This is a genomic window from Rhodococcus sp. P14 (assembly GCF_000256505.1).
Lineage (GTDB): Bacteria > Actinomycetota > Actinomycetes > Mycobacteriales > Mycobacteriaceae > Rhodococcus > Rhodococcus ruber.
Window position 1 is genome coordinate 1 of record NZ_AJFC01000082.1, and the last position, 26,163, is coordinate 26,163.

General features: G+C 72.3%; 22 protein-coding genes and 2 pseudogenes. 10 read left to right on the top strand and 14 right to left on the bottom strand.

The genetic code is table 11. The features are described from left to right. From OEY_RS0105755 to OEY_RS0105770, 4 genes and pseudogenes are all read right to left on the bottom strand, one after another. Positions 1–390, bottom strand: a pseudogene (locus OEY_RS0105755) (class II glutamine amidotransferase); the annotation flags it as partial. Beyond that, positions 383–1,678 carry an ergothioneine biosynthesis protein EgtB gene (gene egtB, locus OEY_RS0105760; protein WP_010592956.1) on the bottom strand — a complete coding sequence of 432 codons (1,296 nt, stop codon included), beginning with the start codon at positions 1,676–1,678 and terminating at the stop codon, positions 383–385. The gene egtB and the pseudogene OEY_RS0105755, both read right to left, overlap by 8 nt. Next, a complete protein-coding gene (egtA, locus tag OEY_RS0105765) occupies positions 1,675–2,907 on the bottom strand; it encodes an ergothioneine biosynthesis glutamate--cysteine ligase EgtA (RefSeq protein WP_010592957.1) in 1,233 nt (410 codons plus the stop codon). Before egtA ends, egtB begins: the two co-directional genes overlap by 4 nt. Before the next feature lie 79 nt (positions 2,908–2,986). Further along, entirely contained in the window at positions 2,987–4,228 is a 1,242-nt protein-coding gene (locus tag OEY_RS0105770; protein ID WP_010592958.1) for an APC family permease, read from the bottom strand. A 45-nt stretch (positions 4,229–4,273) separates the two neighbouring features. On the opposite strand from OEY_RS0105770, the gene OEY_RS0105775 reads away from it, so the two are divergent. From OEY_RS0105775 to pth, 4 genes are all read left to right on the top strand, one after another. After that, entirely contained in the window at positions 4,274–5,452 is a 1,179-nt protein-coding gene (locus OEY_RS0105775; RefSeq protein WP_010592959.1) for an aminotransferase class V-fold PLP-dependent enzyme, read from the top strand. An 88-nt stretch (positions 5,453–5,540) separates the two neighbouring features. Beyond that, positions 5,541–7,010 (top strand): FAD-dependent oxidoreductase, encoded by a 1,470-nt coding sequence (locus OEY_RS0105780; RefSeq protein WP_010592960.1) that lies wholly within the window; start codon positions 5,541–5,543, stop codon positions 7,008–7,010. Positions 7,011–7,216: 206 nt separating this feature from the next. Continuing rightward, positions 7,217–7,822 (top strand): 50S ribosomal protein L25/general stress protein Ctc, encoded by a 606-nt coding sequence (locus tag OEY_RS0105785; RefSeq protein ID WP_010592961.1) that lies wholly within the window; start codon positions 7,217–7,219, stop codon positions 7,820–7,822. 103 nt (positions 7,823–7,925) lie between these two features. Continuing rightward, complete coding sequence (gene pth / locus OEY_RS0105790; RefSeq protein WP_010592962.1) at positions 7,926–8,498, top strand: aminoacyl-tRNA hydrolase; 573 nt, start codon at positions 7,926–7,928, stop codon at positions 8,496–8,498. 45 nt (positions 8,499–8,543) lie between these two features. Here the strand turns inward: pth and OEY_RS0105795 are convergent, their stop codons facing one another. Then, positions 8,544–10,178: a fatty acyl-AMP ligase gene (locus OEY_RS0105795; RefSeq protein WP_010592963.1), complete on the bottom strand. Its 1,635-nt coding sequence runs from the start codon at positions 10,176–10,178 to the stop codon at positions 8,544–8,546. Between the two features lie 217 nt (positions 10,179–10,395). Here OEY_RS0105795 and OEY_RS0105800 point away from each other — a divergent pair, with 217 nt between their 5' ends. The 3 genes from OEY_RS0105800 to mgtA all read left to right on the top strand — a co-directional run bounded on the left by OEY_RS0105800 (position 10,396) and on the right by mgtA (position 15,466). Then, a complete protein-coding gene (locus OEY_RS0105800; protein ID WP_010592964.1) occupies positions 10,396–12,066 on the top strand; it encodes a peptide chain release factor 3 in 1,671 nt (556 codons plus the stop codon). A 104-nt stretch (positions 12,067–12,170) separates the two neighbouring features. Beyond that, positions 12,171–12,716 (top strand): hypothetical protein, encoded by a 546-nt coding sequence (locus OEY_RS0105805; protein ID WP_010592965.1) that lies wholly within the window; start codon positions 12,171–12,173, stop codon positions 12,714–12,716. A gap of 125 nt (positions 12,717–12,841) precedes the next feature. Then, positions 12,842–15,466 (top strand): magnesium-translocating P-type ATPase, encoded by a 2,625-nt coding sequence (mgtA, locus tag OEY_RS0105810; protein ID WP_010592966.1) that lies wholly within the window; start codon positions 12,842–12,844, stop codon positions 15,464–15,466. Positions 15,467–15,469: 3 nt separating this feature from the next. On the opposite strand, the gene OEY_RS0105815 is transcribed toward mgtA, so the two are convergent. The 4 genes from OEY_RS0105815 to OEY_RS0105830 all read right to left on the bottom strand — a co-directional run bounded on the left by OEY_RS0105815 (position 15,470) and on the right by OEY_RS0105830 (position 18,294). Beyond that, complete coding sequence (locus OEY_RS0105815) at positions 15,470–16,507, bottom strand: enoyl-CoA hydratase/isomerase family protein (protein ID WP_010592967.1); 1,038 nt, start codon at positions 16,505–16,507, stop codon at positions 15,470–15,472. An 85-nt stretch (positions 16,508–16,592) separates the two neighbouring features. After that, entirely contained in the window at positions 16,593–17,039 is a 447-nt protein-coding gene (locus tag OEY_RS0105820) for a VOC family protein (RefSeq protein WP_010592968.1), read from the bottom strand. A 25-nt stretch (positions 17,040–17,064) separates the two neighbouring features. Beyond that, a complete protein-coding gene (locus tag OEY_RS0105825; protein WP_010592969.1) occupies positions 17,065–17,544 on the bottom strand; it encodes a nuclear transport factor 2 family protein in 480 nt (159 codons plus the stop codon). A 102-nt stretch (positions 17,545–17,646) separates the two neighbouring features. Next, entirely contained in the window at positions 17,647–18,294 is a 648-nt protein-coding gene (locus OEY_RS0105830) for a TetR/AcrR family transcriptional regulator (protein WP_010592970.1), read from the bottom strand. Positions 18,295–18,381: 87 nt separating this feature from the next. Between OEY_RS0105830 and OEY_RS0105835 the strand changes: the two genes are divergently transcribed. Further along, positions 18,382–19,896, top strand: a complete 1,515-nt coding sequence (locus OEY_RS0105835) for a hypothetical protein (protein ID WP_010592971.1) — start codon at positions 18,382–18,384, stop codon at positions 19,894–19,896. 45 nt (positions 19,897–19,941) lie between these two features. Continuing rightward, positions 19,942–20,127: pseudogene (locus OEY_RS30805) on the top strand (acyl-CoA dehydrogenase family protein); the annotation flags it as partial. A gap of 48 nt (positions 20,128–20,175) precedes the next feature. Here OEY_RS30805 and OEY_RS0105845 read toward each other — a convergent pair. Continuing rightward, a complete protein-coding gene (locus OEY_RS0105845) occupies positions 20,176–21,972 on the bottom strand; it encodes an ABC-F family ATP-binding cassette domain-containing protein (protein WP_010592973.1) in 1,797 nt (598 codons plus the stop codon). 21 nt (positions 21,973–21,993) lie between these two features. Continuing rightward, a complete protein-coding gene (locus OEY_RS0105850) occupies positions 21,994–22,920 on the bottom strand; it encodes a 4-(cytidine 5'-diphospho)-2-C-methyl-D-erythritol kinase (protein WP_010592974.1) in 927 nt (308 codons plus the stop codon). 75 nt (positions 22,921–22,995) lie between these two features. Here OEY_RS0105850 and OEY_RS0105855 point away from each other — a divergent pair, with 75 nt between their 5' ends. Continuing rightward, a complete protein-coding gene (locus OEY_RS0105855; protein WP_010592975.1) occupies positions 22,996–23,985 on the top strand; it encodes a helix-turn-helix transcriptional regulator in 990 nt (329 codons plus the stop codon). Between the two features lie 81 nt (positions 23,986–24,066). Here OEY_RS0105855 and OEY_RS0105860 read toward each other — a convergent pair whose 3' ends face one another. The 3 genes from OEY_RS0105860 to OEY_RS30425 all read right to left on the bottom strand — a co-directional run bounded on the left by OEY_RS0105860 (position 24,067) and on the right by OEY_RS30425 (position 26,040). Next, positions 24,067–24,273, bottom strand: a complete 207-nt coding sequence (locus OEY_RS0105860) for a cold-shock protein (RefSeq protein WP_003937833.1) — start codon at positions 24,271–24,273, stop codon at positions 24,067–24,069. A gap of 240 nt (positions 24,274–24,513) precedes the next feature. Then, on the bottom strand, positions 24,514–25,404 hold the full coding sequence (gene rsmA / locus OEY_RS0105865) for a 16S rRNA (adenine(1518)-N(6)/adenine(1519)-N(6))-dimethyltransferase RsmA (RefSeq protein WP_029539908.1): 891 nt from the start codon (positions 25,402–25,404) through the stop codon (positions 24,514–24,516). A 471-nt stretch (positions 25,405–25,875) separates the two neighbouring features. Next, positions 25,876–26,040: a hypothetical protein gene (locus OEY_RS30425; protein ID WP_017679484.1), complete on the bottom strand. Its 165-nt coding sequence runs from the start codon at positions 26,038–26,040 to the stop codon at positions 25,876–25,878. Between the last annotated feature and the right edge of the window lie 123 nt (positions 26,041–26,163).

Below are 26,163 nucleotides of genomic sequence, written 5' to 3' on the forward strand. Positions count from 1 at the left end.
GCGCTCGGCCAGCGAGACGAGCGACCCGGGCCAGCCGCGGACGACGCCGTTGAGGCTGAACGCCCAGCCGTCGCGGGTGAACGGGGCGCACGCCGAGCGCTCCACCGGCATGCCTTCCGTCGCCGAACGCAGCGACGCCATGACGGCTCCGGCGCTGATATGCGAAAGACCTTCGGCGACAAAGGGATCGGACCAGATGGGGGTGGGGTTCCGATAGCGGCCGAAGCCGTCCGCACCCCACCATGCCACCCCGAACCCGTCGGCGTTGATCGTGCCGCCGCCACGCATGTCCTTCGGCGCCCACGACTGGCGCACCAGCGACCGGGGTCCCTCGGTCACCAGGGAACTCACCGAGCGGACCGGCCCGAGGTATCCCAGGTGTCTACACATCCGGCACGTCCCGCGCGCAGCGGAAGCCGGCGAAGATCTGCCGCCGGATCGGCAGGTCCCAGTTGCGGAAGGTGCCGCGGCAGGCTGCAGGGTCGGTGCCGAAGGAGCCGCCGCGCAGCACCCGGAAGTCGCCCCCGAAGAACACCTCCGAGTACTCCCGGTACGGGAAGGCCGCGAATCCGGGGTACGGTTCGAATCCGGACGCCGTCCATTCCCACACGTCCCCGATCAGCTGGTGCACCCCGAGACGCGACGCACCCGCGGGGTACGCCCCGACGACGGCCGGCTCGAGGTGCCGCTGGCCGAGGTTGGCGTGGGCCTCGGTCGGTTCCTCGTCGCCCCACGGGTAGCGCCGGCTCTGCCCGGTCAGCGGGTCCCAGCGGGCGGCCTTCTCCCACTCGGCCTCGCTGGGCAACCGGCGTCCGGCCCAGCGGGCGAACGCCTCGGCCTCGTGGAAGCACACGTGCACGACGGGCTCGTCGGGGTCGAGCGGCACCGTCACCCCGAACCGGCGGCGCCACCACGTGCCCGCGTCGTCGCGGGTCCAGAACTGGGGAGCCTCGAGTCCCGCCTGCTCGCGGTGCAGCCACCCCTGCGGGCTCCACAGTTCCCGGCGGGCGTAGCCGCCGTCGGCGAGGAACTCGAGATAGCGCCCGTTGGTGACCGGCACGGTGTCGATCGCGAAGGCCGGCACGTACACCCGGTGCGCGGACCGCTCGTTGTCCAACGCCCACGGATCCGTCGACGTCCCCATCTCGAACTCCCCGCCCGGGATCAGCACCTCCGCCGCGGCCGGTGCTTCGGCGCGCCGCGGTGCCGGCGGCGCGTCGAGGACCGGGGGCCCCGCCCGCAGCTGGTGTGTCGCGAGCATCGTCTCCGCGTGCTGCACCTCGTGCTGGACACTCATCGCGAACACGAAACCCTCGCGGGTGAGGTCGGTGTCGAAGCGGCACCGCGCCAGCACGTCCGCCGTGTGCGCGCGGACCTCCGCCGCGTAGTCGCGGGCCGCCCGCGGCCCGAGCAGCGGCAGCGCGGGCCGGTCCGCCCGCGAATGGCGGAAGGCGTCGTAGAGGTCGTCGACGTCCGGGCGCACACCGTCGTGACCGCCGGCCGCCCGGAGCAGCCAGCGTTCCTCCTGGTTGGCGATGTGCGCGAGGTCCCACACGAGGGGACTCATCAGCGGTGAATGCTGGGCCGTGAGTTCCGCGTCGTCGATGTCGGTCAGCGCGAGCACCCGCGCCCGCGCCCGCGCGAGGTCCCGGTCGAGCCGGGCATGCAGACCGCTCACCGATCCTGGACCTCCGGGGTGCGACCGCGGCAGCACCGCTCCGCCGCCGCGTCCAGCGCCGCGGTGAACCGCATGTCCGGCGACGCCTCCGCGGCGAGGGCGAGCAGTCCGACCGCCGCGGCCCGGATCTCGAGATCCGCGAGTCCGAACTCGGCCGCCTCCTGCCAGCGATCCACGACGGGGGCGGCGACGGCCAGGGCCTCGTCCATGACGGCCGGCGAGGTGAGCAGTGCCTCGACCGCGGCGACCGGGACCTGCCACAGGGCCCCCGGCTGCGCGTCGATGTACCGGACCTCGAGGTGTCCGGCGGGACGCACCGGCGGGAACAGGGTGGTCAGGTGGTAGTCCAGGTCGGCGACGGTGGGCCGGCGCCCGATCTCGTCGTCCAGGTCGCCACCCAGCCAGTCCGCGAACGACGCGCCGGGCGGCGCATGCCAGTCCCCGCCGGTCGCGCGCACACACAGCAGCGGCGCGTCCAGCGCCCACGCCGGGTAGCGCGCCGGATCGGGCACGGGGGTGGTGCGGTCGGCGTCCAGCGCCAGCCAGGTGCGCATCCGCTGCGACGCCCAGTTCCCGTCCGGTGCCCCACGCAGCGAAGGCGAACACGCGAACGCGGCCACCAGCGCCGGTCCGACGGCGTGCAGTACCCGCCACCGCCGGGCCAGCTCGTCGTCGTCGGCGCCGGCGTCGACGCTCACCTGGGTGGCGGCGGTGCTGTTCATCATCAGCCGGCCCAGCGGCCCGATCCGATCGAACCGCAGTTCCATCGCGCTGTAGCGGGGAGTGCGCAGCAGCCGCTGCGGTGGGCGCAGCCCGTCGGCCGCCGCGTCGATCAGGTCCACCGACCGGCGCGCCAGCAACGCACCCAGCATGCGGGCGTCGGCGGTGAGACGATCGCAGACCTGCCGCGCCGAGACACACGGCACGCTCGACAGTTCCACCTGCCCACCCGGCTCGAGGGTCACGGCGCTGCCCGACGGCAACGGCCGCGCCGAGGAGCCGGGAGCCAGCTGCCGGGGGGCGTGCGGACCGAGGGCCTCGAGGATGGCCTGCAACTCCGGCCGGGCGCGAGTGCCGTCGGCCCGGGCGGTGAGCCATTCCAGTTCCACGCCGATCAGCCGGGGCGGCCCGAAGCGGAAGCTCACCCGGCGCACGTGCAGCTCGGCGGCGGTTCGTGAGGCGATGCCGGCGTCCGCGCGCGGCACCGCCGGGTCGACTGTGATCACCACTCGGTCCGCCCCTCCCTCGCCTGTGGGCCAGCTCACGGACGAGCCTAACGTCAACCGGCGACAGGAGGCGGCTGAACGCTCACGCCGCGGCCCGGCGCGTCGCCCGGACGACGACACCGGCCGCGAGCACCACGATGCCGGCCACGACCGCGCTCGGCGGCAGCGTCAGCACCAGGACGACGCATCCGACGACGCCGACGACCTGCAGGAACCGGGGGTAGCGCCGGTTCTCGTCCCGCTGGGTGAAGGCGGCCAGGTTCGCGACGAGGTAGTACACGAGAACACCGAAGGATGAGAATCCGATCACTCCGCGCAGATCGACGGTCGCGACGAGCACGCACACCACCGCGGCGACGGCGAGTTCGGCCCGGTACGGCACCGCGAATCGCGGATGCACCGCGGCGAGCGGCCGCGGCAGATCACCCTGCCGCGCCATCGCGAGCGCGGTGCGGCCGACGCCCGTGACGAGGGCGAGCAGAGCCCCCAGCGACGCCGCCGCGGCCCCGGCGACCACGACGGGCGCCGCCCACGCCCAGCCACCCACGCGGACCGCGTCGAGCAGCGGCGCGCTGCTCGACGCGAGCCGGTCCGGGCCGAGGCATGCGAGCAGGGTCACGCCGACGACGGCGTAGAGCAGCACCACGAAGCCGAGGGCACCGACGATCGCCCGCGGGATGGTCCGGCGCGGCTCGCGCACCTCCTCACCGAGGGTCGCGATCCGCGCGTAGCCGGCGAAGGCGAAGAACAGCAGGCCGGCCGCCTGCAGCACCCCGTAGGCACCGCCGACGGGACCGAACGGATCGGCGGGTTGCGCCCCGGGACCGGCCCAGCTCGCCGTGATCGCGACGGCCAGCGCCACGAGCACGAGGGTCACGATGATGCGGGCGAGCCGGGCCGTGCGCGTGATGCCGCGGTAGTTCACGGCGGTCAGGGCGAGGACCGCGGCGACGGCGACGGGCCGCCGCCACAGTTCCGGCACGATGTAGGAGGCGAACGTCGCGGCCATCGCCGCACAACTGGCGGTCTTGCCGATCACGAAGCCCCAGCCCGCCACGAAACCCCACCACGGCCCGAGCCGTTCCCGCCCGTACACGTAGGTGCCACCGGACGTCGGGTACTGCGCGGCGAGCTGCGCCGACGAGGTGGCGTTGCAGTACGCCACGACCGCGGCGAGGGCCAGGCCGACGAGCAGGCCCGCGCCGGCGGCTGCCGCGGCCGGCGCGAACGCCGAGAACACACCCGCCCCGATCATCGCGCCGAGCCCGATGGCGACGGCGTCGCCGGTGCCGAGCCGGCGTTGCAGGGATTTCGATTCGCTCACGTATACATTCCAAGCACGAAGACATGAACGGGAGGTGCGTCCTCGATGCTCGACCTGCAGCGCGCCCGTCGCGACACGCCCGGCTGCTTCGACCGGGTCTTCCTCGACAGCGCGGGCTCGTCGCTGCCCCCGACCCCGGTGCTGGAGACGACCGTCGCGCACCTGCGACGCGAGGCCGAGGTCGGCGGGTACGTCGCCGCCGCGGAACGCGCCGACGACCTCGCCGCGGTGAAGACCTCGATCGCGCGGCTGATCGGCGCGGAGGCGCCGTCGATCGCCCTCGTCGAGAGCGCCACCCGGGCGTGGGCGAGCTTCTTCTACTCGGTGCCGCTCCGCGCGGGCGACCGGATCCTGCTCACCCGTTCCGAATACGCCAGCAATGCGGTCTCCGCGCTGCAACGGGCCCGGGCGACCGGCGCGACGGTGGAGACGATGCCGACGGACGCGCTCGGCCGCATCGACGTCGACGCCCTCACCCGCACGCTCGACGAGCGGGTCAAACTGGTGTCCGTCGTGCACGCCCCCACCAACGGCGGGCTCGTCAACCCCGTGCGGGAGGTCGCCGACGCGGCGCACGCCGTCGGCGCGCTGGTGCTGCTCGACGCGTGCCAGTCCGTCGGGCAGCTGCCGGTGAGCGTGCCCGAGTTCGACGTCGACGCCCTTTCCGCGACCGGACGCAAGTGGCTGCGCGGACCCCGCGGCACGGGCTTCCTGTACGTCCGCCCCCGGCTGGTCACCGAGCTCGAACCGGCCGTCCTCGATCTGCACAGCGCGCAGTGGACGGCCCCGGGCGAGTACCGCCTCGCCGACGACGCGACGCGGTTCGAGCTGTGGGAGACGAACGTCGCCGCCCGCCTCGGGCTCGGTGCCGCCGTCGACTACCTGCTCGACCTCGGGGTCGACGCGGTGACCGAGGCGGTCGCCTACCGCGCCGAACACCTGCGCGAGGGCCTGGGCCGGATCCCGGGCGTGGCCGTGCGCGACCTCGGGAAGGAGCACAGCGGCATCGTCTCGTTCACCGTCGACGGCTGGGAGCCGCCGCGGCTGCGGGAGGCGCTGGCCGCCGAGGCGATCACGGTCACGGTCAGCGGGCGCGGGTCGACGCTGCTCGAGATGTCGGCGCGACGGCTCGAGTCGGTGGTGCGCGCCTCCCCGCACTACTTCGTCTCCCCCGCCGACGTGGACCGGTTCCTGGCGGCCGTGCGGTCGCTGGCCCGGTCCTGACCGTCCCGGCGACCGGGACGACCGGTTCCGTCCGGCGGCTCACGCGGTCAAGGTGTGCGAATCCCCGCACCACTTCGAGAGGATCGCGATGACCGAGACCAGTCCCGTCCGTCCTGTTCCCGTCGACCGGATCTCCGCCTGGGATCTCGAGGCCGACGTCGTGATCGCCGGGTACGGCATCGCCGGGGTCTGCGCGGCCGTCGGCGCTGCCGACGCCGGAGCCGACGTGCTGGTGCTCGAACGCACCGGCGGGTGGGGCGGCGCCGCCGCCCTCGCGGGCGGCTTCGTCTACCTCGGCGGCGGCACGGCCGTGCAGAAAGCCTGCGGATTCGAGGACTCGGTGGACGACATGCGCGCGTTCCTCACCGCGGCACTCGGACCGGGCGTGGACGAGGAGAAGATCGCCGCCTACTGTGCGGGCTCCGTCGAGCACTTCGACTGGCTCGTCGGCTGCGGTGTGCCGTTCAAGCACGAATTCTGGGGCGAGCCCGGCTGGGAGCCTCCCACCGACGCGGGCCTGCAGTACACCGGCGGGGAGAACTCGGCGCCGTACGCCGCCGTCGCCCGGCCCGCGCCGCGCGGCCACGTGCCGCAGATGAGCAACAAGCGGACCGGTGAGCAGGGCGGCGGCTACATGCTCGTGAAGCCGCTCGCCGAGAAGGCCGAAGCCCTCGGGGTCCGCGCCGAGTACGACGTCCGGGTGCAGACCCTCGTCACCGACGCGTCCGGCCGGGTCGTCGGGGTGCTGGCCAAGCGGTACGGCACCGACCTGGCGATCCGGGCCCGCCGCGGGGTCGTTCTCGCCACGGGCAGCTTCGCCTACAACGACGACATGGTGCGGGCCCACGCCCCGCACCTGGTGGGTCGTCCCGCCGCGTCGATCGAGGAACACGACGGTCGCGCGATCCGGATGGCGCAGGCGCTCGGCGCCGACTTGGCCCACATGAACGCCACCGAGGTGGCGTTCTTCTGCGATCCCCAGCTGATCGCGCGGGGCATTCTCGTCAACGGTCGCGGCCAGCGGTACGTGCCCGAGGACACCTACCCGGGCCGCATCGGGCAGCTGACCCTGCTGAAGAACGACAACGAGGCGTTCCTCGTCATCGACGAGGAGTCGTACGAGGCCGGGGTCGCCGCCCCGACGTCGTCGGCGCAGCTGCGCCACCAGCCGAAGTGGGTGTGCGAGACCGTCGCGGAACTCGAGGCCGAGATGGGTCTGCCCGAGCGGGCGCTGCAGTCCACGGTGGAGGTGTACAACCTGCACGCCGAACGGGGCGCCGACCCGCTGCTGGGCAAGAAGCGCGAATGGGTGAAGCCGATCGGGTCGCCCGTCGCGGCGATCGACCTGCGCGGCATGACCGGCGGGTTCACGCTCGGCGGCCTGCGTACGAGCCTGCACGCGGAGGTCCTGCACGTCGACGGTGCCCCGATTCCGGGGCTGTATGCGGCGGGACGCGCGGCGGCCGGACTGTCGGCGTGGGGGTACTGCAGCGGCGTCTCCCTCGGCGACGGCAGTTTCTTCGGACGGCGGGCGGGCATCGCCGCCGCGGGCGGCTGAGCGCAGGGGTGGCATTCGACCCGCTCGGGCGGATCCGGTAGAGTCGATCGAGTTGTCTCGGCGAGGGTGAACCGCGAAATCGCTGGCTCACCGTGATCGACGCGGCTGCGGCTCCGCTCGAGCGTGCCCACGCTCCTGGCCGCGCGCGTCGCCCCTCGCCGGGAAGACCGCCCCAGTTCGAGCCATATGCGTAGGAGCCTTTCAGCATGTCCGAGGAAAACCGTATCGCCGCCGTCGTCCGCACCGAGTTCGGCAAGGGTGCCGCCCGCCGCGCCCGCCGCGACGGGCAGGTGCCCGCCGTCCTGTACGGCCACGGCACCGATCCCCAGCACCTGTCGCTGCCGGCCCGCGAGTTCGCGGCCGTGCTGCGCGCCCACGGCACCAACGCCGTGCTGACCCTCGACGTCGACGGCTCGGAGGAGCTGGCGCTGACCAAGTCGGTCGTGGTCCACCCGATCCGCAACTACATCGAGCACGCCGACCTGCTCGTCGTGAAGAAGGGCGAGAAGGTCACCGTCGAGGTCCCGCTCGTGGTCACCGGTGAGGCCGCCTCCGGCACCCTGGTCGTCAACGAGGTCAGCACCGTCCAGCTCGAGGCCGACGCCCTGAACCTGCCCGAGCAGGTCGAGGTGTCCATCGACGGTGTCGAGGCCGGTACCCAGATCCTCGCGAACGACGTGCAGCTGCCCGCCGGTGCGACCCTGCAGGGCGACCCGGAGCTGCTGCTGGTGAACGTGGTTGCCGCACCGACCGCCGCCGCGATGGAGGGCGAATCCGCGGAGGGTGAGGCCGCCGAGGCCGAAGAGGCCTGAGCCCCAACCGGTTCCGCGTGACACGGGCGAGCGGCGCGTCATCCCCTCGGGGTGACGCGCCGTCGTCGTAGCACTACCCGCCGCAACGGAAGGACACCGCCAGGTGAGCGACGCCACCGCACTCGTCGTCGGGCTGGGCAATCCCGGCCCGCAGTACGAGAAGACCCGCCACAACATCGGCTTCATGGTGGCCGACACGCTCGCCGCCCGCGTCGGCGGGAAGTTCAGCGCGCACAAGCGCAGCAACGCCGAGATCGTCCAGGCCCGCCTCGACGGCCGGCAGGTGATCATCGCCAAGCCGCGCACCTTCATGAATCTCTCGGGCGGACCCGTCGCGGGTCTCGCCCGCTTCTTCTCGGTCGAGCCCGCCGACATCGTCGTCGTGCACGACGAACTGGATCTGGACTTCGGCACGGTCCGGCTCAAGCTCGGCGGCGGGGAGAACGGCCACAACGGGCTGCGGTCGATCTCGAGTGCCCTCGGCACCAAGCTCTACCTGCGTACCCGGGTCGGGATCGGCCGCCCGCCGGGCCGCATGGACCCGGCCGACTACGTGCTCAAACCGTTCTCGTCGACCGAACGCAAGGAACTCGACCTGATCCGCGAGCAGGCCGCGGACGCGGTGGAGCTGCTGCTGCGGGTCGGCCTGGAGGACGCCCAGAACCGGGTCCATTGACGTGTGCCCTTCCGGACCGGCCGCGGTCCGGAAGGACACCCCGCGCTACCCGCCGAGCAGGTGGACGGAACTGCCGCGCCGCAGCTTGCCCGACGACGTCTTCGGGATGCTGCCCGGGCCGAGCACCGCGACGGTGCGCGGCCGCACCCCCACCTCCGCGACGACCGCGTGCACGACGTCGCGTTCGATGCGGCGCACCTCCTCCGGGTCGTCGATCCGGTTGGTCTCGACGGCGACCGCGAACGACTCCCGCTTCTCGCCGGAATCGAGCCGGATCGCGACGGCGTTGCCGGGGCGCACGCCGTCGACGCTGCACGCGGCTCGTTCGATGTCGGTGGGATAGACGTTGCGGCCACCCATGATGATGACGTCCTTGACGCGCCCGCACACCACGACCAGGCCGTCCTCGGTGAAGTAGCCGACGTCGCCGGTGTCGAACCAGCCCTGCGGGTCCTGCGCGGGCACCGGACCGTCGACGGTGAGGTAACCGTGGGTGACGGCCTTGCCGCGCAGCTGGATGATGCCGACGCCGCGGGGCGGCAGTACCTGCCCGTCCTCCCCGACGACGCGGCCCTCGAGGCCGGGCACGAGATGCCCGAGGGTGGGCAGGCGCCGGGCGTTGGACCGGGTCGACGGGACCGCCATCCCGCCGGCCTCGAGCAGGTCGGGGTCGACGAGATCGAGGATCTGCCCGCGTCCCGGATCCGGCACCGAGACCGCCAGGGTGGTCTCGGCCATGCCGTAGACCGGCGCGAGCGCCGCCGGATCGAGCCCGAACCGGGCGCCGGCGGCGGCGAGGGCCTCCATGGTGTCCGGGTCGACCGGTTCGGCACCGTTCCACATCCACCGCACCGACGACAGGTCGACGGCGCCGTCGGGCGCCTGTGCGAGCTTGCGAGCCAGGAGTGAGTACGCGAAGTTCGGTGCGGCCGTCACGGTTCCGCGGTACTTGCTCATCAGCTCGGCCCACAGCAGCGGGGAGCGCAGGAAGTCGAGCGGGGTCACGGAGACGACCTCGGCGCCGACCTGCATGGGCACGCTCAGGAAGCCGACCATCCCCATGTCGTGGAACAGCGGCAGCCAGCTGACCATCACGTCGTCGTCGAGGGAGAACTTGATCCGCTCGATCATCGCGTACGCGTTGACGTAGAAGTTCTCGTGCGTGATCTGCACGGCCTTCGGGGAGCCCGTGGACCCGGAGGTCAGCTGCTGCAGCGCGATGTCCTGCTCGTCGGTGGGCAGCGGGTCGACCGGCGTGCCGGCATCCATCTCGGCGATCGTGACGACGGGAATTCCCCGCTCGGCCAGGAGCGGCGCGGCGATCTCGAACGGCGCGCCGAGCACCACCGCGCGGGCGCCGATCATGCCGATGACGACCTCGGTGTCCCGTGCCCACAGCGCCAGGTCGGTGCGCGGGGTGGGCTGGTGCAGCATCGTCACCGAGGCGCCGCGCATCCACACGGCCTGACAGGCGGGTGCGATGTCCACCGGATTCCCCGCGAGGATGCCCACGGCGTCGCCGTGACCGATGTCGGCCGCGGCGAGGGCACCGGCCATGCGCCGGGCCTGCTCGTGAATCTGCCCCCAGCTCTGGCGCCGGGGAGCGTCGGGCTCGCCGGTGACCAGACCGTGCGGGGAACGATCCGCGGTCTCGTACATCTCGTCGGTGAATCTGCTCACGAACCACTCCTCACGTCGATTCGCCCCCGGGCACCGGGTACGACGTTGCCCAGGGTGCCCCCGATCCGTCCCGGGAGTAAGTCTCTTCGGAGAATGTGACCGAATCTCACGGAAATCGACATTCGATTGCCGAGTAACATGGACGAGTTGTCTGCGATGCGCGAGCCGCCCGCGTGCATCGACGAGCCGCACATCCGCTTCGAGAGGTACTTCCGCGTTGACTACCCCGCCCGTTTCCACCGGCAACGACGCCGGCACCACCGCCGTGTCGTCGAAGGAAGTGCTCGCGGAGGCGGGTCGCCGCCGCACCTTCGCGGTGATCTCCCATCCGGACGCCGGCAAGTCCACGCTGACCGAGGCGCTGGCCCTGCATGCGAAGGTCATCGCCGAGGCCGGTGCGGTGCACGGCAAGGCCGGACGCAAGTCCACGGTGTCCGACTGGATGGAGATGGAGAAGGCCCGCGGCATCTCCGTCAGCTCCACGGCGTTGCAGTTCAACTACCGCTCCGAGGAGTCCGACGACGACGTCGTCAACGTGATCAACCTCGTCGACACACCCGGTCACTCCGACTTCTCCGAGGACACCTACCGGGTGCTCACCGCCGTGGACGCGGCGGTGATGCTGATCGACGCCGCCAAGGGCCTCGAGCCGCAGACACTCAAGCTGTTCCAGGTGTGCCGTCACCGGGGCATCCCGGTCATCACCGTGATCAACAAGTGGGACCGGCCCGGCCGGACCCCGCTGGAACTGCTCGACGAGATCGACGAGCGGATCGGCCTGACTCCCACCCCCCTGTTCTGGCCCGTCGGCATCGCCGGGGACTTCCGTGGCCTGCTGCGGCGCGGGGAGGACGGGGCACCCGTCGAGTACGTCAAGTTCACCCGCACCGCCGGCGGCGCGCGGATCGCTCCCGAGGACCGGCTCTCCCCCGCGGAGGCCGAGGACCGGGAGGGCGGGACGTGGACCGAGGCGGTGGAGGAGTCGGAACTGCTGTCGGCCAGCGGTCAGGACCACGACCAGGAGCTGTTCCTGGCCGGACAGACGTCGCCGGTGATCTTCGCGTCGGCCATGCTCAACTTCGGCGTCCGGCAGATCCTCGACACCCTCGTCGCGCTGGCGCCGCCGCCGCGCGCCCGGCTCGACGTGAACGACGCTCCCCGCAACGTCGACGACCCGTTCAGCGCCGTGGTGTTCAAGGTGCAGGCGGGGATGGACACCGCGCACCGCGACCGCCTGGCGTTCATGCGGGTGGTGTCCGGGGTGTTCGAGCGCGGCATGGTCGTCACCCACGCGCAGACGGGCAAGCCGTTCGCCACCAAGTACGCGCTGACGGTGTTCGGCCGGGAACGGTCCACGGTGGAGAACGCGTACCCCGGCGACGTGGTCGGGCTGGTCAACGCCACGGCCCTCGCCCCCGGGCACACCCTGTACGTGGACCGGAAGGTGGAGTTCCCGCCGATCCCGTCGTTCGCGCCCGAGCACTTCTCGATCCTGCGCGCCGAGAGCGCCTCGAAATACAAGCAGTTCCGCAAGGCCGTCGATCAGCTCGACTCCGAGGGCGTGGTGCAGATCCTGCGCAACGACATCCGCGGCGACGCGTCCCCGGTGATGGCCGCCGTCGGTCCCATGCAGTTCGAGGTGGTGGCGGCCCGGATGAAGGCCGAGTACAACGTCGAGCCGCGGATGGAACCGCTGGGCTACGCGCTGGCCCGCCGCACCGACGCGGCCTCGGTGGACGAACTGAACCGGCAGCGCGGCGTCGAGGTGTTCACCCGGTCCGACGGTGTGCTGCTGGCGCTGGTCAGCGACAAGTGGCGATTGCAGTACCTCCTCAAGGAACTGCCCGACCTCACCCTCGAGCCGCTGGTGGCCGCCGCCGACCAGTGACACCTGTGGTGGGTGGGACCGGTGTGGCTGTGCGTGGGACCGGTGTTGCTGGTAGTTTGCTGTGCCGTCGAGCCGACCCGGGCTCGCGGATGTCAGGAGCGTTCATGCACGACGACTCGACCGCACCGACCGACGGCACGCCGCTGCGCGGCCGTTCCGAGCCGGCGGACGAGTCGCCCGGACCCAAGCGGGCGGGCACCTTCGTCTATCCCCTGCCGGGAACCCTGACCGGCAACGGCGCGTCCGCCCCGCACGCGGTGGGAAGCCACGCGGCGGACCACGACGTCGCCGACGAGGCCGGAGGCAACGGCAGCGATCCGCTCTCGCTGCCGAGCTTCGACGAGATCGTCGCCGGCACGAACGGCGTCGCCGCGGACAGCACGCCGACCGCCGCGTCGCGCCGCAACTCGATGGGAGTGGCATCCGTGCGGATCGCGGCGCGCCTGGCGCACACCGAACTCGCCGCCCGCGCGCAGCGTTCCGGGGCCGGCGGCCCCGACGCCGACCCGACGCTCGGCACCGACGAGCTGCTCACCCTGCTCGGCGAGTACCTCGTCGCCGGTGGCTTCGAGAACCCGCAGATCCGCGCGACGCTCGGCGGCCAGGAGATCGTCGTCGACCTGCTCGCCCCGCGGCGCACCACGCTCTGACCCGCTCCGCCGCGCCCGTCACAGGTACGGACACGAAACATCCCGCGCAGGCGCAGTTTTGACGCGCGGCGGTGCCCGCGCCGCCTGCGCTGCGCCGGGCCCCGAACGGGACTACGGTGTGCGAGGTGACCGCCGTCCCGAAAATCGTGCCGGGCGATGCCGCCTCCGACGACATCGTCGACGTCCTGTCGCGCCTGAACACCTCCCCCGCCGGGTTGAGCGGCGCCGAGGCCGCGGCCCGGCTCGCCCGGGTCGGGCCGAACGCGGTGCGCAGCTACCGCGTCAGCGCGCTCGCGGTGCTCGGCCGGCAGCTGCGCAGCGCCCTGCTGCTCCTGCTGACGGCGACGGCCCTCGCGTCCTTCTTCCTCGGCGACCGCAACGACGCGGTGATCATCGGCATCATCCTCGTCGCGAGCGTCGGTCTCGGTTTCGTCAACGAGTACCGGGCCGAGCTCGCGACCGCCGCCCTGCACTCGCGGGTTCGGCACACGGCCGTCGTGCTGCGCGACGGGACGCCCGCGCGGGTCGACGTCGCCGAGCTCGTGCCGGGCGACATCGTGCGTCTCGTCCTCGGCGACATCGTGCCGGCGGACATGCGCCTGCTCGAGACCGCCGACCTCGAGTGCGACGAGAGCGTACTCACCGGCGAGTCCGAACCCGCGACGAAGACGACCGGGCCCGTGCCCCCCGGCACCGCGCTCGCCGACCTCAGCGACTGCGCGTTCATGGGTACCGTCGTCCACGCCGGCACCGGGACGGGGGTGGTGGTCGCGACGGGCGCCGACGCGGAGTTCGGACGGATCGCGGTCGGGCTCGGCGAGCGGGAACCGGAGACCGACTTCCAGATCGGCCTGCGCCGGTTCTCGGTGCTGCTGCTCCAGGTCGCCGTGGTCCTGACCTCGATGATCGTGATCATCAACCTGCTGCTCGACCGGCCGCTGCTCGAGGCCCTGCTGTTCTCGCTCGCCATCGCCGTCGGCATCACCCCCCAGCTGCTGCCGGCGGTGGTGAGCACCGCCCTCGCGACGGGTTCGCGCCGACTGGCCCAGCGCAAGGTGCTGGTCAAGCGCCTGGTGTGCATCGAGGACCTCGGCGACGTCGACATCCTCGTCACCGACAAGACCGGCACCCTGACGGACGGGCGGATCGGGTTCGTCGCGGCCCTCGCGGCCGACGGCGCCGCCGCGCCGCGGGTCCTGCTGCACGGCCTGCTCGCCACCGAGACCGAGGGTGGGCCCGGCGCCCGGGTCGCCACCAACGCGATGGACGCGGCGCTGTGGGAGGCGGCGGACGAGACCGGTCGCACCGTCGACGACTACACCCGGCTCGACGGCCTGCCGTTCGACCACGACCGGCGCATGACCTCGGCGCTGGTCCGCGGGCCCGGCGACGAGACGCTGGTGGTCGTCAAGGGCGCCCCGGAATCCGTGCTGGCCCGGTGCCGCGACGTGGCGGACGCCGCGCACGGCACACTGGCCGCGCTGTTCGCGCAGGGCAGCCGCGTGGTCGCCGTCGCCACGAGGGCGGTCCCCGGCCGCCGGGACCGGATCGCGGCGGACGACGAGCGGAACCTTCAGCTGAGCGGATTCCTCGTGTTCCTGGACCGGCCGAAGGTCTCGGCGGCCGAGTCGCTGCGCCGGCTCGCCGGGCTCGGCATCACCGTGAAGGTCGCGACGGGCGACAACCCGCAGGTCGCGGAGAAGGTCTGCGCCGAGCTCGGCCTGGTTTCCGGCGGCAGCGTGACGGGGGCCGAGCTCGAAGGGCTCGACGACGCGCGGTTCGCCGAGATCGCCGGGCGCGCCACCGTCTTCGCCCGGGTCTCACCCGAGCAGAAGGCGCGCCTGGTGCGGACCCTGCGTGCGCACGGCCGCTCGGTGGGGTTCCTGGGCGACGGCGTCAACGACGCCCTGGCCCTGCACGCGGCGGACGTCGGCATCTCCGTCGACTCCGCCACGGACGTCGCGAAGGACGCCGCGGACGTGGTGCTGCTCGAGAAGGATCTCGGCGTGCTCGCCGACGGCGTCACCGAGGGCCGGCGCACGTTCAGCAACACCATCAAGTACGTACTGATGAGCACGTCCAGCAACTTCGGCAACATGTTCAGCGCCGCCGCGGCGTCCGCGGTGTTGACGTTCCTGCCGATGCTGCCGAGCCAGATCCTGCTCAACAACCTGCTCTACGACACGAGCCAGCTCGCGATCCCCGGCGATCGCGTCGACGACGAGCAACTGCACGCGCCGTCGCACTGGGACATCTCGTTCATCCGCCGGTTCATGCTCTTCTTCGGCCCGATCAGCTCGCTGTTCGACTTCCTGACCTTCGGCATCATGATCGGGGTGTTCCAGGCGGGGCCCGAGCTGTTCCGCACCGGCTGGTTCGTCGAGTCGCTCGCCACCCAGACCCTGATCGTGTTCGCCATTCGCACGCGGCGCACCCCGTTCCTGCGCAGCCGGCCGAGCTGGGGCCTGATCGCGACGGTCGCCGGGGTGCTCGCGGTGGGCATCGGTCTCACCGTTTCCCCGCTCGCGGACGACCTCGGCTTCGCCACGCTGCCGCTCGGGTTCTTCCTGACCCTCGTCGTGCTGGTCGTCGGCTACCTGGTGCTGATCGAGTTCGCCAAGCGCCTGTTCTACGCCGAGCCGCTGCGGCACCTGCCACCGCTGCGGTGGCGCGGGCACGAGCACCGCGTGCACCGGCGCGCCGCCCGGTTCAGCACCCGCGTGCGGGTGCCGCCCCCGACGGTGGGCTGACCGTCAGTCGCGGAACAGGCCGGCGATCAGGGCCGGATCCACCTCGCCGACGCCCCGCGGGCGCCACGACGGGTTGCGGTCCTTGTCGACGAGCACCGCGCGCACCCCCTCGGCGAAGTCCGGGACGGCGGTGATCCGCACCGCGACCTCGAGTTCCCGCGCGAAGCACTCGCTCAGGGTGCTCTCGGCGCCGCGGTGCAGCAGCTCCGCGGTGGCCCACAGGCTGGTCGGCGACGCCGCGCCCAGTGCGGCCCGGGTGGTCGTCGCCCACTCCTCGTCGAACCCGTGATCGCCCGACAGCCGCTCGACGGCGTCGACGACGGTGCCGTCGCCGAACACGGCGTCGATGTCCGCGTACCGGTCGGCGATCGGCGACTGGGGCGCCGCCTCCGCGAACTCGTCGAGCGCGAGCTGCCAGTGGCCTTCGCGGATCCGGTCGGCGAGCGCCTCGATCCGGTCGCTCGGAACGAAGTGGGTGGCCAGCCCCACGGCGATGGCGTCGCCGGCATCGGCGCGGGCCCCGGTCAACCCCAGGTACAGCCCGACCGCGTCGCAGCGGGCGGTGGTGCCGCGCAGCCGCGGCAGGAAATGGCTCGCACCGACGTCGGGGACGAAACCGATCGCGGTCTCCGGCATCGCCAACACCGCGTTCTCCGTCACCACGCGCACCGCACCGTGGACCGAGATGCCCAGCCCGCCACCCATCGTGACGCCGTCGAGCAGTGCGAGATACGGCTTGGGGTAGGTGGCGACCAGCTCGTCGAGCCGGTACTCGTTCGCGAAGTAGTCGCGCACGGTGGTCGTGTCGCCCGCCACGGCGGCATCACGCACCGATTTGATGTCGCCGCCCGCGCAGAACGCCCGATCGGACGCGCTGGTGACCAACACCGCGGTGATCTCCGGGTCGTCGCGCCACGCCAGGAGCGGCTCGTACATGTCGCGGATCATCGTCCGGTCGAGGGCGTTGAGCGCCATGGGCCGGTCGAGCACCACCTCGCCGACGCCGTGGGCGACGCGGGTGCGGATGAAGGTGTCGGTCACCCGCCGGAGCCTACCGGGGCACCTGCGCCGACGGCCGATCGCGTGAGCCCGGCGGCACGCGTGTCGAAGTCGGCCGCCGCGGTCCTCACCGTCCGGTGCGGCCGCTCCCGTCCTGGCGCCGACCGGTCGGGGGGCCGACGAGCATCCACCGGTGGCCGAAGGGGTCGACCAGTGTCGCGTTGCGGTGGCCGTGACCCTCGGTGATCCAGCGCTCGACGGTGCCACCCGCGTCGCGGGCCCGGGCGAGGACGGCGTCGGTGTCCTGTACCGGCAACATCAGGCTCACGGACGTCGCGCCGGCCTCGGGTGCGGACAGGCCCATCTCGGGGAACTCCTCGGCGAGATACACCATGCCGGTCGGAAACCCCAACTCGGCGTGCCCGATCCGGCCGTCCTCCATCACCACCGGATCCCCGGCCAGCGTCGCGCCGAAGACGCTCCGGTACCAGTCGATCGCGTCCCGGGCGCGCGCGACGATGAGGTACGGCAGCGCACCCGCCTTCGGGAAGGCCTCGGTGCCGGTCGCGGTCATCGTTCGCCGATCCTCCGTCCGCGGGTCACGACGCCCGCGGCGGCTGCTCCAGCAGCCCCCACCGGTTGGACGTGAGCCGGAAACTGGGCATGTCGGCGACGGAAGTGACTACCTCCCAATTTCTCTGGTAGCCGGTGTGGGCGATACGCCAGCGGTCGTCGGCGCACCGCACGTAGCGGTCGTGGTAGTACGCGGACCCGCGCATCACCAGACCGTCCTCGGGGACGACGACCGTGTCGGCCAGGAACCAGATGCCCGTCGCGGTGTCGCCGTCGACGTCGATCTCCGGATGGCCGCAGTGGTGCTCGGTGATGACGTGCGAGCCGAGGGTGTTCTCGAGGAAGTTGAGGAACGCGTCGCGCGACTCGAAGCTCAGGTGCTCGCCGTAGACGGCGGTGGCCTCGGGAACCATGGTGTCGGCCAGTTCGATCCAGGACTTGGTGTCCAGGGCCCGCGCGTAACGGTACTTCAACCGCTCGATCTCGCCGATCGCCTGCAGATCCATCGTTCGCGCCTCCCACCACGGGTAAGACCTGTCAGCCAGGCTAGTCGCGGCGACGCGGCAGCGGTATCGATTCCGGCGGCTCGCCGGGCAATTCGATTGCAGTTAGGTCACGGCGCCTGGACTCTGTTCTCGATCCGCGACCAACGCCCGGACTGCGGCCTCGACGAGCGTGCGGGCATAGGCGGTGTCCCCGGCAGAGGCGGTGTCCTCGGCGCCGTGCGCCGGGCCGCCGAGGGAGAACAGCACGTGGCTGAGCGCGGCGCCCGTGACCATCTCGAGCAGCAGGCTCACCGGGACACCCGACGGCAGTTCGCCACGCTCGATCGCGCGCCGCACGATGGTGCGGGCCGCGACGAGCCGACTCCGGTTCAGCGTGGTGGTCAGGTTGGCCAGCAGATCCGGGTTCACGCGGGCGTCGAGCGCGACACGCAGGCTGACGAGGCCGGAGGTGGTGCGGTAGCCGCGCAGCAACTGGACGACGAGTTCGATCAGGTCCGAGCGCAACGATCCGGTGTCGATGGGCTCGGGCAGCGGGCTGCGCGCCTCGAGGGCCTGCACGAGCACCTCGTCCTTGGTCGACCAGCGCCGGTAGAGCGCGGCCCGGCCCACCCGGGCGCGCCTGCCGACGGCGTCGATGGTGAAGCCCCGCCATCCGGTCTCGGAATAGACCTCGATCACGGCGTCGTACACGCGGTCTTCGAGGTCGGCGTCGCGGGGTCGGCCGCGGCGACGGGCAGTCGGCTCGGTCACGGCTCGCAGTGTGCCAGAGAGTCCGGACTATTTACAGACTGATTCAGTCCGTATTAGTGTCCGGTCGACCCACCAGGAAGGAAAACGATGTCCGACCCCGCCCGGATACCCGTCGTCGTCGGCGTCGGCGACCTGCGCTCCGGCCGCGTCGGCGCTCCCGCCGACCCCCGCGAACCGCTCGACCTGATCTACGACGCCGCCGTCGCCGCGCTCGCCGACACCGGGGTCGACGGTCTCGGCAGCCGCATCGACACCGTCTACGCCGTCCGGACCGCGAGCTGGGCCTACGAAGACCTGCCCGGCCTGCTCGCCGCCCGCCTCGGCGCCGGTGCGGTGCGCACCCACACCAGCCCCCTCGGCGGGCACTGGCCGGCGGCCCTGCTCGACCGCCTCGCCCACGAGGTCGCCACCGGCACCGCGTCGCTCGCGCTGCTGGTCGGCGGGGAGGCGCAGGCCTCGGTCACCGGTGCTGCGAAGTCCGGGACCGATCCGGCCGCGCTCGGCTGGACCACCGCGCCGGGCGGCCCGCCCGCGTTCGACCCCGACGAACTCGGCAGCCCCGCCATGCAGCGCGCCCGGATGATCGCCCCCACGCGCGTCTACCCGCTGTTCGAGAACCGGCTCAGCCACGAGCTCGGCCACTCGCGCGACGAGTCGCTCGCCTGGTCGGCGGAGCTGTATGCCGCGTTCTCCGAGGTCGCCGGCCGCAATCCCGCGGCCTGGAACCCCGACCTGCGCACCGCCGGCGACATCGTCACCGTCGGCCCGCGCAACCGGATGGTCACCGATCCGTACCCGCTGCTGCTCAACGCCATGCCGTTCGTCGACCAGGCCGCTGCGGTGGTCGTCACGTCCCTCGCCACCGCCCGGGAGCTCGGCGTCGGCGAGGACCGGCTGGTGTACGTGTGGGGCGGAGCGGGCGCCGTCGACACCGCCGATGTGCTCGCCCGCGCCGAGTTCGGCCGTTCCGCCGCGCTCGCCGACGCGCTCGCCCGCACCCTGCGCCAGGCCGACCTGCGCCCTGCCGACCTCGACATCGTCGACGCGTACAGCTGCTTCCCCGTGGTCCCGAAGCTGCTGATCGAACACCTCCGCCTGCCCCACGGGACGGTCCCGAGCGTCACCGGCGGACACTCGTTCTTCGGTGGCCCGCTCAACAGCTACACGCTGCACTCGATCGTCGCCGTCACCGACCGTCTGCGCACGGACGGCGAGATCGCCCTCGTCCACGGCAACGGTGGCTACCTGACCTGTCAGCACACGATCGTGCTCGCGGCGGCGCCGCACACCGGCGGCTACGTCGGCGACCCCGAGCCGAGGACCCTGACCACCGACGCCCCCGAGCTCGTGCCCGACTACTGCGGTGAGGCCGAAATCGTCACCGCAACCGCCGAATTCGACCGCGGCGGCAACCCGTCCGTCGGGTTCCTCGTCGCCCGCACCCCGGACGGTCGTCGCGTCGCCGGGCATACCGACGCTGTCGGCGCCGCGCACCTCGCCGCCGGCGCCGATCTGGTCGGCCGCACCGTCCACGTCACCGACCGCGGTGGCAACCTGACCGTCACCCTCCCCGATCCCGTCACCGAGGAATCCCCGCCGTGACCGAACCCGTCGTCCTGACCGAGCAGCGCGGTCACACCCTACTCGTCACTGATCGTCGTGCTTACGGACACAAAGGGTTTCACGGTCTCGCGCAAGCTCGACAAGATGGGCCGGCTGTGCTCGGACACCGCAGAGCTGGAGGTCGAGCGCCACTTCCGCGATGCCCGCGTGCTCGGCATCGGCGGTGGCACCACCGAGATCATCGGCAAGATGCTGGGGTTGTGGTTGTAGCCGGTGCGCCCTTTGGGCTGCTCCAGCCGCCCAAAGGGCGCACCGGGCCTACAGCGTTTCGGCCAGCTCCATCCACTGCTCCTCGGCGGCCTCCTTCTCCGCGACCACGCCGCGCAGCTCGGCGTCGAGCTTCTGCAACCGGTCCGGGTCGGTGGCCGCGTCGGCGAGATCGAGGTGCAGCTTCTCCTCGCGTTCGGTCAGCTTCGCGACGATGCGCTCGAGCCGGGCCAGCTCCTTGCGGGCGGCCCGCTCGGACGCGCCGTCGCGCTTCGGTTGCGCGACAGCCGGTCCCGCCGCGGACGCCCGGCCCGCGACCGACGCCGACGACGGCACGTCCCCGTCGCCCGCCGCCGCGCGACGACGCAGGTACTCCTCGATCCCGCCCGGCAGGTTGGTGAGCTTCCCGTCACCGAACAGCGCCCACGTCGAGTCGCAGATCCGCTCGATCAGGTAGCGGTCGTGCGAGATGACCACCATCGTCCCGGCCCAGTTGTCGAGCAGGTCCTCGAGCTGCTGCAGGGTGTCGATGTCGAGGTCGTTGGTCGGCTCGTCGAGCAGCAGCACGTTCGGCTCGGCCATGAGCACGCGGGTCAGCTGCAGTCGGCGTCGCTCGCCGCCCGAGAGGTCGCCGACGGGCGTGCGCTGACGAGCCGGACTGAACCCGAGCCGCTCGGCCAGCTGGCCGGCCGAGATCTCCTTGTCGCCCAGCATGATCCGCTCGGCGACCTCCTGCACCGCGGCGAGCACGCGCATGTCGGTGGGCAGGTCGTCGAGCTCCTGCCGCAGCCAGCCGATCTCGACGGTCTTACCCTGGATGCGCCGACCCGACGCCGGCTCGAGCTCCCCGGCGAGCGTTCGCAGCAGCGTCGTCTTGCCCGAACCGTTGACGCCGACGAGGCCGATCCGCTCGCCGGGTCCAAGCCGCCACGTCAGGTCGCGCACCAGTTCGCGCCCGTCCGGGGTGGTCAGCGTGGCGTCCTCGAGCTCGACGACGACCCGGCCGAGCCGGCGCTTCGCGAACGACGCGAGCGCGACCGTGTCGCGCGGCGGCGGCACGTTCGCGATGAGCGCCTCGGCGGCCTCGATCCGGTAGCGCGGCTTCGAGGTGCGCGCCGGCGCCCCGCGCCGCAGCCATGCCAGCTCCTTGCGCGCCAGATTGCGGCGCCGTTCCTCCATCGCGTCGGCCTGCCGGGCCCGCTCGGCACGAGCGAAGATCCAGTCGTTGTAGCCGCCCTCGTAGCTTTCCACCTGCCCGTTGACGACCTCCCACGTGCGGGTCGCGACGGTGTCGAGGAACCACCGGTCGTGGGTGACGACGACGAGGGCGCTGCGCCGGGCGAGCAGGTGCTCGGCCAGCCACTGCACACCCTCGACGTCGAGATGGTTGGTGGGCTCGTCGAGGACGAGCAGGTCGAGGTCCTGCACGAGGGCGGCGGCCAGCGCGACGCGTCGGCGTTCGCCGCCGGAGAGCCCGTCGACGAGGGCGTCGAGGCCGAGCCGGTCGACACCGATACCCGCGAGGACGGAGCGGATCCGGGCGTCGCCGGCCCATTCGTGCTCGGCCACCCCCAGCGGTCCCAGCACGACCTGTCCGACCGTGGATCCGGCCGGCAGGACGCCGCGCTGGGTGACGACCGCCATGCGCAGCCCGCCGACCCGGCTGACCCGGCCCGAGTCGGGCTCCTCGAGGCCGGTGAGGACCTCGAGGAGGGTGGTCTTGCCGCCGCCGTTGAGGCCGACGACGCCGATGCGCTCGCCCTCCTGCACACCGAGCGACACCGAGTCCAGCAGCGGTTTGATGCCGAAGGACTTCGAGACCTGTTCGAGGTTGATCAGATTCGCCACGCGGAGCAATGCCTTCCGAGATCAGGGGTGGGAGTTGTCGACGACGCGCGCGCCGGGGACCGGGCCGGAGGCCACGCGCACCGTCCGGCACACGCCGGCCCCGGCCAGTTCGGCGCTCACCGTCACCGCCGCGGCGGCGTCGGCGCACAGGAATGCACACGTGGGGCCGGACCCGGAGACGATGCCGGCCAGCGCGCCGGCCTCCACGCCCGCCCGCAGGGTGCGGCGCAGTGCGGGCGCGAGCGAGAGGGCCGCGGACTGCAGGTCGTTGCCCAGCAGCGGTGCCAGCACGTGCGCGTCACCGGCGGCGAGGGCCTGCAGCAGGTCGTCGAGGCCGCGGACCCGGGGCGGGGAACCTTCCGCCCGGAGACGGTCGAGTTCGCGGAACACCACCGGAGTCGACAGGCCACCCTTCGCGAGGGCCAGCACCCAGTGGAAGGTGCCACGGGAGAGGACCGGCACCAGCTGCTCGCCGCGGCCGGTGCCGATGGCGGTGCCGCCGTGCAGGCAGAACGGCACGTCGCTGCCCAGTTCCGCCGCGAGGTCGTCCAGGTCGTCGCGGGCGAGACCGAGTCCCCACAGGGCGTCGAGTGCGACGAGGGTGGCGGCGGCGTCGGCGCTGCCACCGGCCATCCCGCCGGCCACGGGGATGCCCTTGTCGATCGTGATGGCGACCTCGGGTGCGCGCCCGGCGCGTTCGGCCAGCAGCGTCGCGGCCCGCCAGGCGAGATTGGTGGCGTCCGCGGGGACGGCCGCGGCGTCCGCTCCGCGCACCCGCAGGCTCAACACGTCGGCTCGCACGACCGACACCTCGTCGCTCAGGGACAGCGCGTGGAAGACCGTGCGCAGCTCGTGGTACCCGTCCTCGCGCAGGTCACCGACGGCGAGATGCAGGTTCACCTTGGACGGTGCTCGCACGGTGACGGGGCTCGGGACGACGGACAGCACGGATATACAGCTTACGCACCCCTGCGGTCCCGAATGCGGACGGCGGCTGTCCTCGTTCGCTGGCATGCTCGGACCATGCGCGAAACGTCCGCTCGCCTGTTGCGGCTGCTGTCGCTCCTGCAGACCCGGCGGGACTGGTCGGGTGCCGAGCTGGCCGACCGCCTGCAGATCACGACCCGCACGGTGCGCCGGGACGTGGACAAACTCCGCGACCTCGGTTACCCCGTGGACGCCACCGTCGGGGTCGGCGGCGGATACCGCCTCGGCGCCGGCGCGGAGATGCCGCCGCTGCTGCTCGACGACGAGGAGGTCGTCGCGGTGGCCGTCGCCCTGCAGTCCGGGGCGACCGGCTCGGTGACGGGGATCGGCGAGGCGTCGGGGCGTGCCTTCGCCAAGTTGCGGCACGTGATGCCCTCGCGGCTGCGGCACCGGCTCGAGGCGCTGCGTGTGGAGGTCGTCGAGCGGGCGCCCGCCGCGTCCGCAGTCGACGCGGCGCTGCTGTCCGCCGTCGCCGCGGTGTGCCACGCACACGAGCGGCTGCGGTTCGACTATCGCGCGCACGACGGCGGCTGCTCTCGGCGGGAGGTGGAGCCGTACCGGCTGGTGCGGTCGGGTGCACGCTGGTATCTGATGGCGTGGGATCTGCATCGGCAGGACTGGCGGTCGTTCCGGGTCGACCGGATGGAGCCGAAGATCCCCACCGGTCCCCGGTTCGTCCCGCGCGAGCTGCCGCCGGGCGGGGCGGCGGAGTTCGTGAGCCGGGGCATCGCCCGCGGCATCGTCCGGACGCGGGCCCGGGTGCTGCTGCACGCGCCGTTCGACTCGATCGTGCCGATGGTCGACGAGCAGTGGGGAACTCTCGAGCCGGTCGACGAGAATCACTGTGCGGTCGCGCTCGGCGGCTCGTCGCTCGGGTCGATCGCGAGCTGGCTCGCGGAGTTCGACGTCGACTTCACGGTGCTGGATCCGCCGGAACTGCGGGAGGCGTGCCTGCAGGCAGGCCGCCGGCACGAGCTGCTCGCCCGGCGATACGAACGCGCCGGCTCCGTCGCGGGAAGCGACTGAGCCGGCGCGTGCGGTGACCGAATGTCACATCGGTTCGGTTCGATCGAGTGCGTGTGACATTCGGTCGGTGAGGCAGGTGGGTCAGCCGATGACGGTGACGCCGGTGGCCTGCGGGCCCTTCTGGCCCTGGCCGACCTCGAAGCTCACGCGCTGGTTCTCCTCGAGGGTGCGGAAGCCGCCGCCCTGGATCTCGGAGAAGTGCACGAAGACGTCCGCGGAGCCGTCGGCGGGGGCAATGAAGCCGAAGCCCTTCTCGCCGTTGAACCACTTCACGGTACCTTCAACCATTTTCAACCTCATACATCTCGGAAAGCCTCGAGGCCTTCACGTTTCGTCGAACGACACGACGTCGCCCGGGCCTGTCACTCGACGGCTGAGAAGGATTCCGTGGGAATTTCGCATCCGCTCGCAACTAGAGAAATGTGCGAGGGGTAAACCACGAACACACTACCTAACGACCGTGTACCAGTAGAGCACAGATCCGCCGGTCTGCCAAGCGTTGCGCGGGCACCGGTCTGCGCGCCGCCGTCACGACGTGCCGGCGATCCGCACGAAGGCGGCGGCATCGAGTTTCTCGCCCCGCGTCGACGGATCGATTCCGGCGGCGAGCAGGCGGCGCTCGGCTTCGGCGGCCGAGCCGGCCCAGCCGCTCAGCGCTGCGCGCAGCGTCTGGCGGCGCTGCGCGAAGGCGGCATCGACGACGGCGAACACCGTGCGGCGGGGCGCCTCGTCCGTGGGCCAGGGCGGTTCGGTGTAGCGGTCGATGCGCACCAGGCCCGATTCCACCTGGGGCACCGGCCAGAACACGGCCCGGCCGACCGAGCCGGCGCGACGGACGTGGCCGAAGAACCCGGCCTTGACGCTGGGCACGCCGTAGACGCGGCTGCCGGGCCCGGCGGCGAGCCGGTCGGCCACTTCGGCCTGCACCATCACCAGAGCCGTACGCAGCGAGTCGAATTCGGCGAAAAGGTGGAGCAGCACGGGGACCGCGACGTTGTAGGGCAGGTTCGCAACGAGGGCCGTCGGGGCAACCGGCAGGTCGGCGGGGTGCACCCGCATGGCGTCCTTCAGGACGACGTCGAGCCGGTCGGCGAGGTCGGGGGCGCGGTCGGCGACCGTCGCGGGCAGTCGCTCGGCGAGCCTGGGGTCGATCTCGACGGCGACGACGCGGTCGACCACGTCGAGCAGGGCGAGCGTCAGCGAGCCGAGACCCGGGCCCACCTCGAGGACCACGTCGTCGCGGCCGACACCGGCGACGGAGACGATGCGGCGCACCGTGTTGGCGTCGTGCACGAAGTTCTGGCCGAGCTGTTTCGTCGGCCGGACACCGAACTCCTCCGCGAGGGCGCGCACCTCGGCGGGGCCGAGGAGGGCGGCACGACCGCGAGCGGTCACGTCGGAACCGTCGCGAGCGGTCACGTCGGAACCGTCGCGAGCGGTCACGTCGGAACCGTCGCGAGCGGTCACGTCGGAACCGTCGCGAGCGGTCACGTCGGAACCGTCGCGAGCGGTCACGTCGGAACCGTCGCGAGCGGTCACGTCGGAACCGTCGCGAGCGGTCACGTCGGAACCGTCGCGAGCGGTCACGTCGGAACCGTCGCGAGCGGTCACGTCGGAACCGTCGCGAGCGGTCACGTCGGAACCGTCGCGAGCGGTCACGTCGGAACCGTCGCGAGCGGTCACGTCGGAACCGTCGCGAGCGGTCACGTCGGAACCGTCGCGAGCGGTCACGTCGGAACCGTCGCGAGCGGTCACGTCGGAACCGTCGCGAGCGGTCACGTCGGAACCGTCGCGAGCGGTCACGTCGGAACCGTCGCGGGCGGTCCCGTCGGAACCGTCGCGGGGGGTCGAGCCGGGATCGCCGGAGGAGTGGTCTGGCACGTGCCGAACCTAGCGCACGCCGCTGCGGGACGAGTAGGACGGCCACGCTCCCCGGCGCTTCGGTCGACCCTTCCGGTCCACCTGTGGGCGGCCGTAGGCGCCGGTGACGGTGACCGCGACGAGGGCGTCGACCGGTTCGCGACGGGTCTCGACTCCGTCGATACTCGACGGCACCTCACGCGCCCTCCGCGGCACTCCGTGTACCCGGCCGTCACGTCGGTGCGCACGGTGGCCGGCGAGCGCTGTCCCCGGCCGACGTCGACCGGCGGGGGCGGGCCGGGGGGAGGGCTCGTGCCG

What these genes read in the sequence shown, in the direction of transcription:
- OEY_RS0105775 (WP_010592959.1), top strand. Translation starts at nt 4,274, where the DNA reads ATGCTCGACCTGCAGCGCGCCCGTCGCGACACGCCCGGCTGCTTCGAC.
- OEY_RS0105780 (WP_010592960.1), top strand. Translation starts at nt 5,541, where the DNA reads ATGACCGAGACCAGTCCCGTCCGTCCTGTTCCCGTCGACCGGATCTCC.
- OEY_RS0105785 (WP_010592961.1), top strand. Translation starts at nt 7,217, where the DNA reads ATGTCCGAGGAAAACCGTATCGCCGCCGTCGTCCGCACCGAGTTCGGC.
- OEY_RS0105805 (WP_010592965.1), top strand. Translation starts at nt 12,171, where the DNA reads ATGCACGACGACTCGACCGCACCGACCGACGGCACGCCGCTGCGCGGC.
- OEY_RS0105820 (WP_010592968.1), bottom strand. Translation starts at nt 17,039, where the DNA reads ATGACCGCGACCGGCACCGAGGCCTTCCCGAAGGCGGGTGCGCTGCCG.
- OEY_RS0105825 (WP_010592969.1), bottom strand. Translation starts at nt 17,544, where the DNA reads ATGGATCTGCAGGCGATCGGCGAGATCGAGCGGTTGAAGTACCGTTAC.
- OEY_RS0105835 (WP_010592971.1), top strand. Translation starts at nt 18,382, where the DNA reads ATGTCCGACCCCGCCCGGATACCCGTCGTCGTCGGCGTCGGCGACCTG.
- OEY_RS0105855 (WP_010592975.1), top strand. Translation starts at nt 22,996, where the DNA reads ATGCGCGAAACGTCCGCTCGCCTGTTGCGGCTGCTGTCGCTCCTGCAG.
- OEY_RS0105860 (WP_003937833.1), bottom strand. Translation starts at nt 24,273, where the DNA reads ATGGTTGAAGGTACCGTGAAGTGGTTCAACGGCGAGAAGGGCTTCGGC.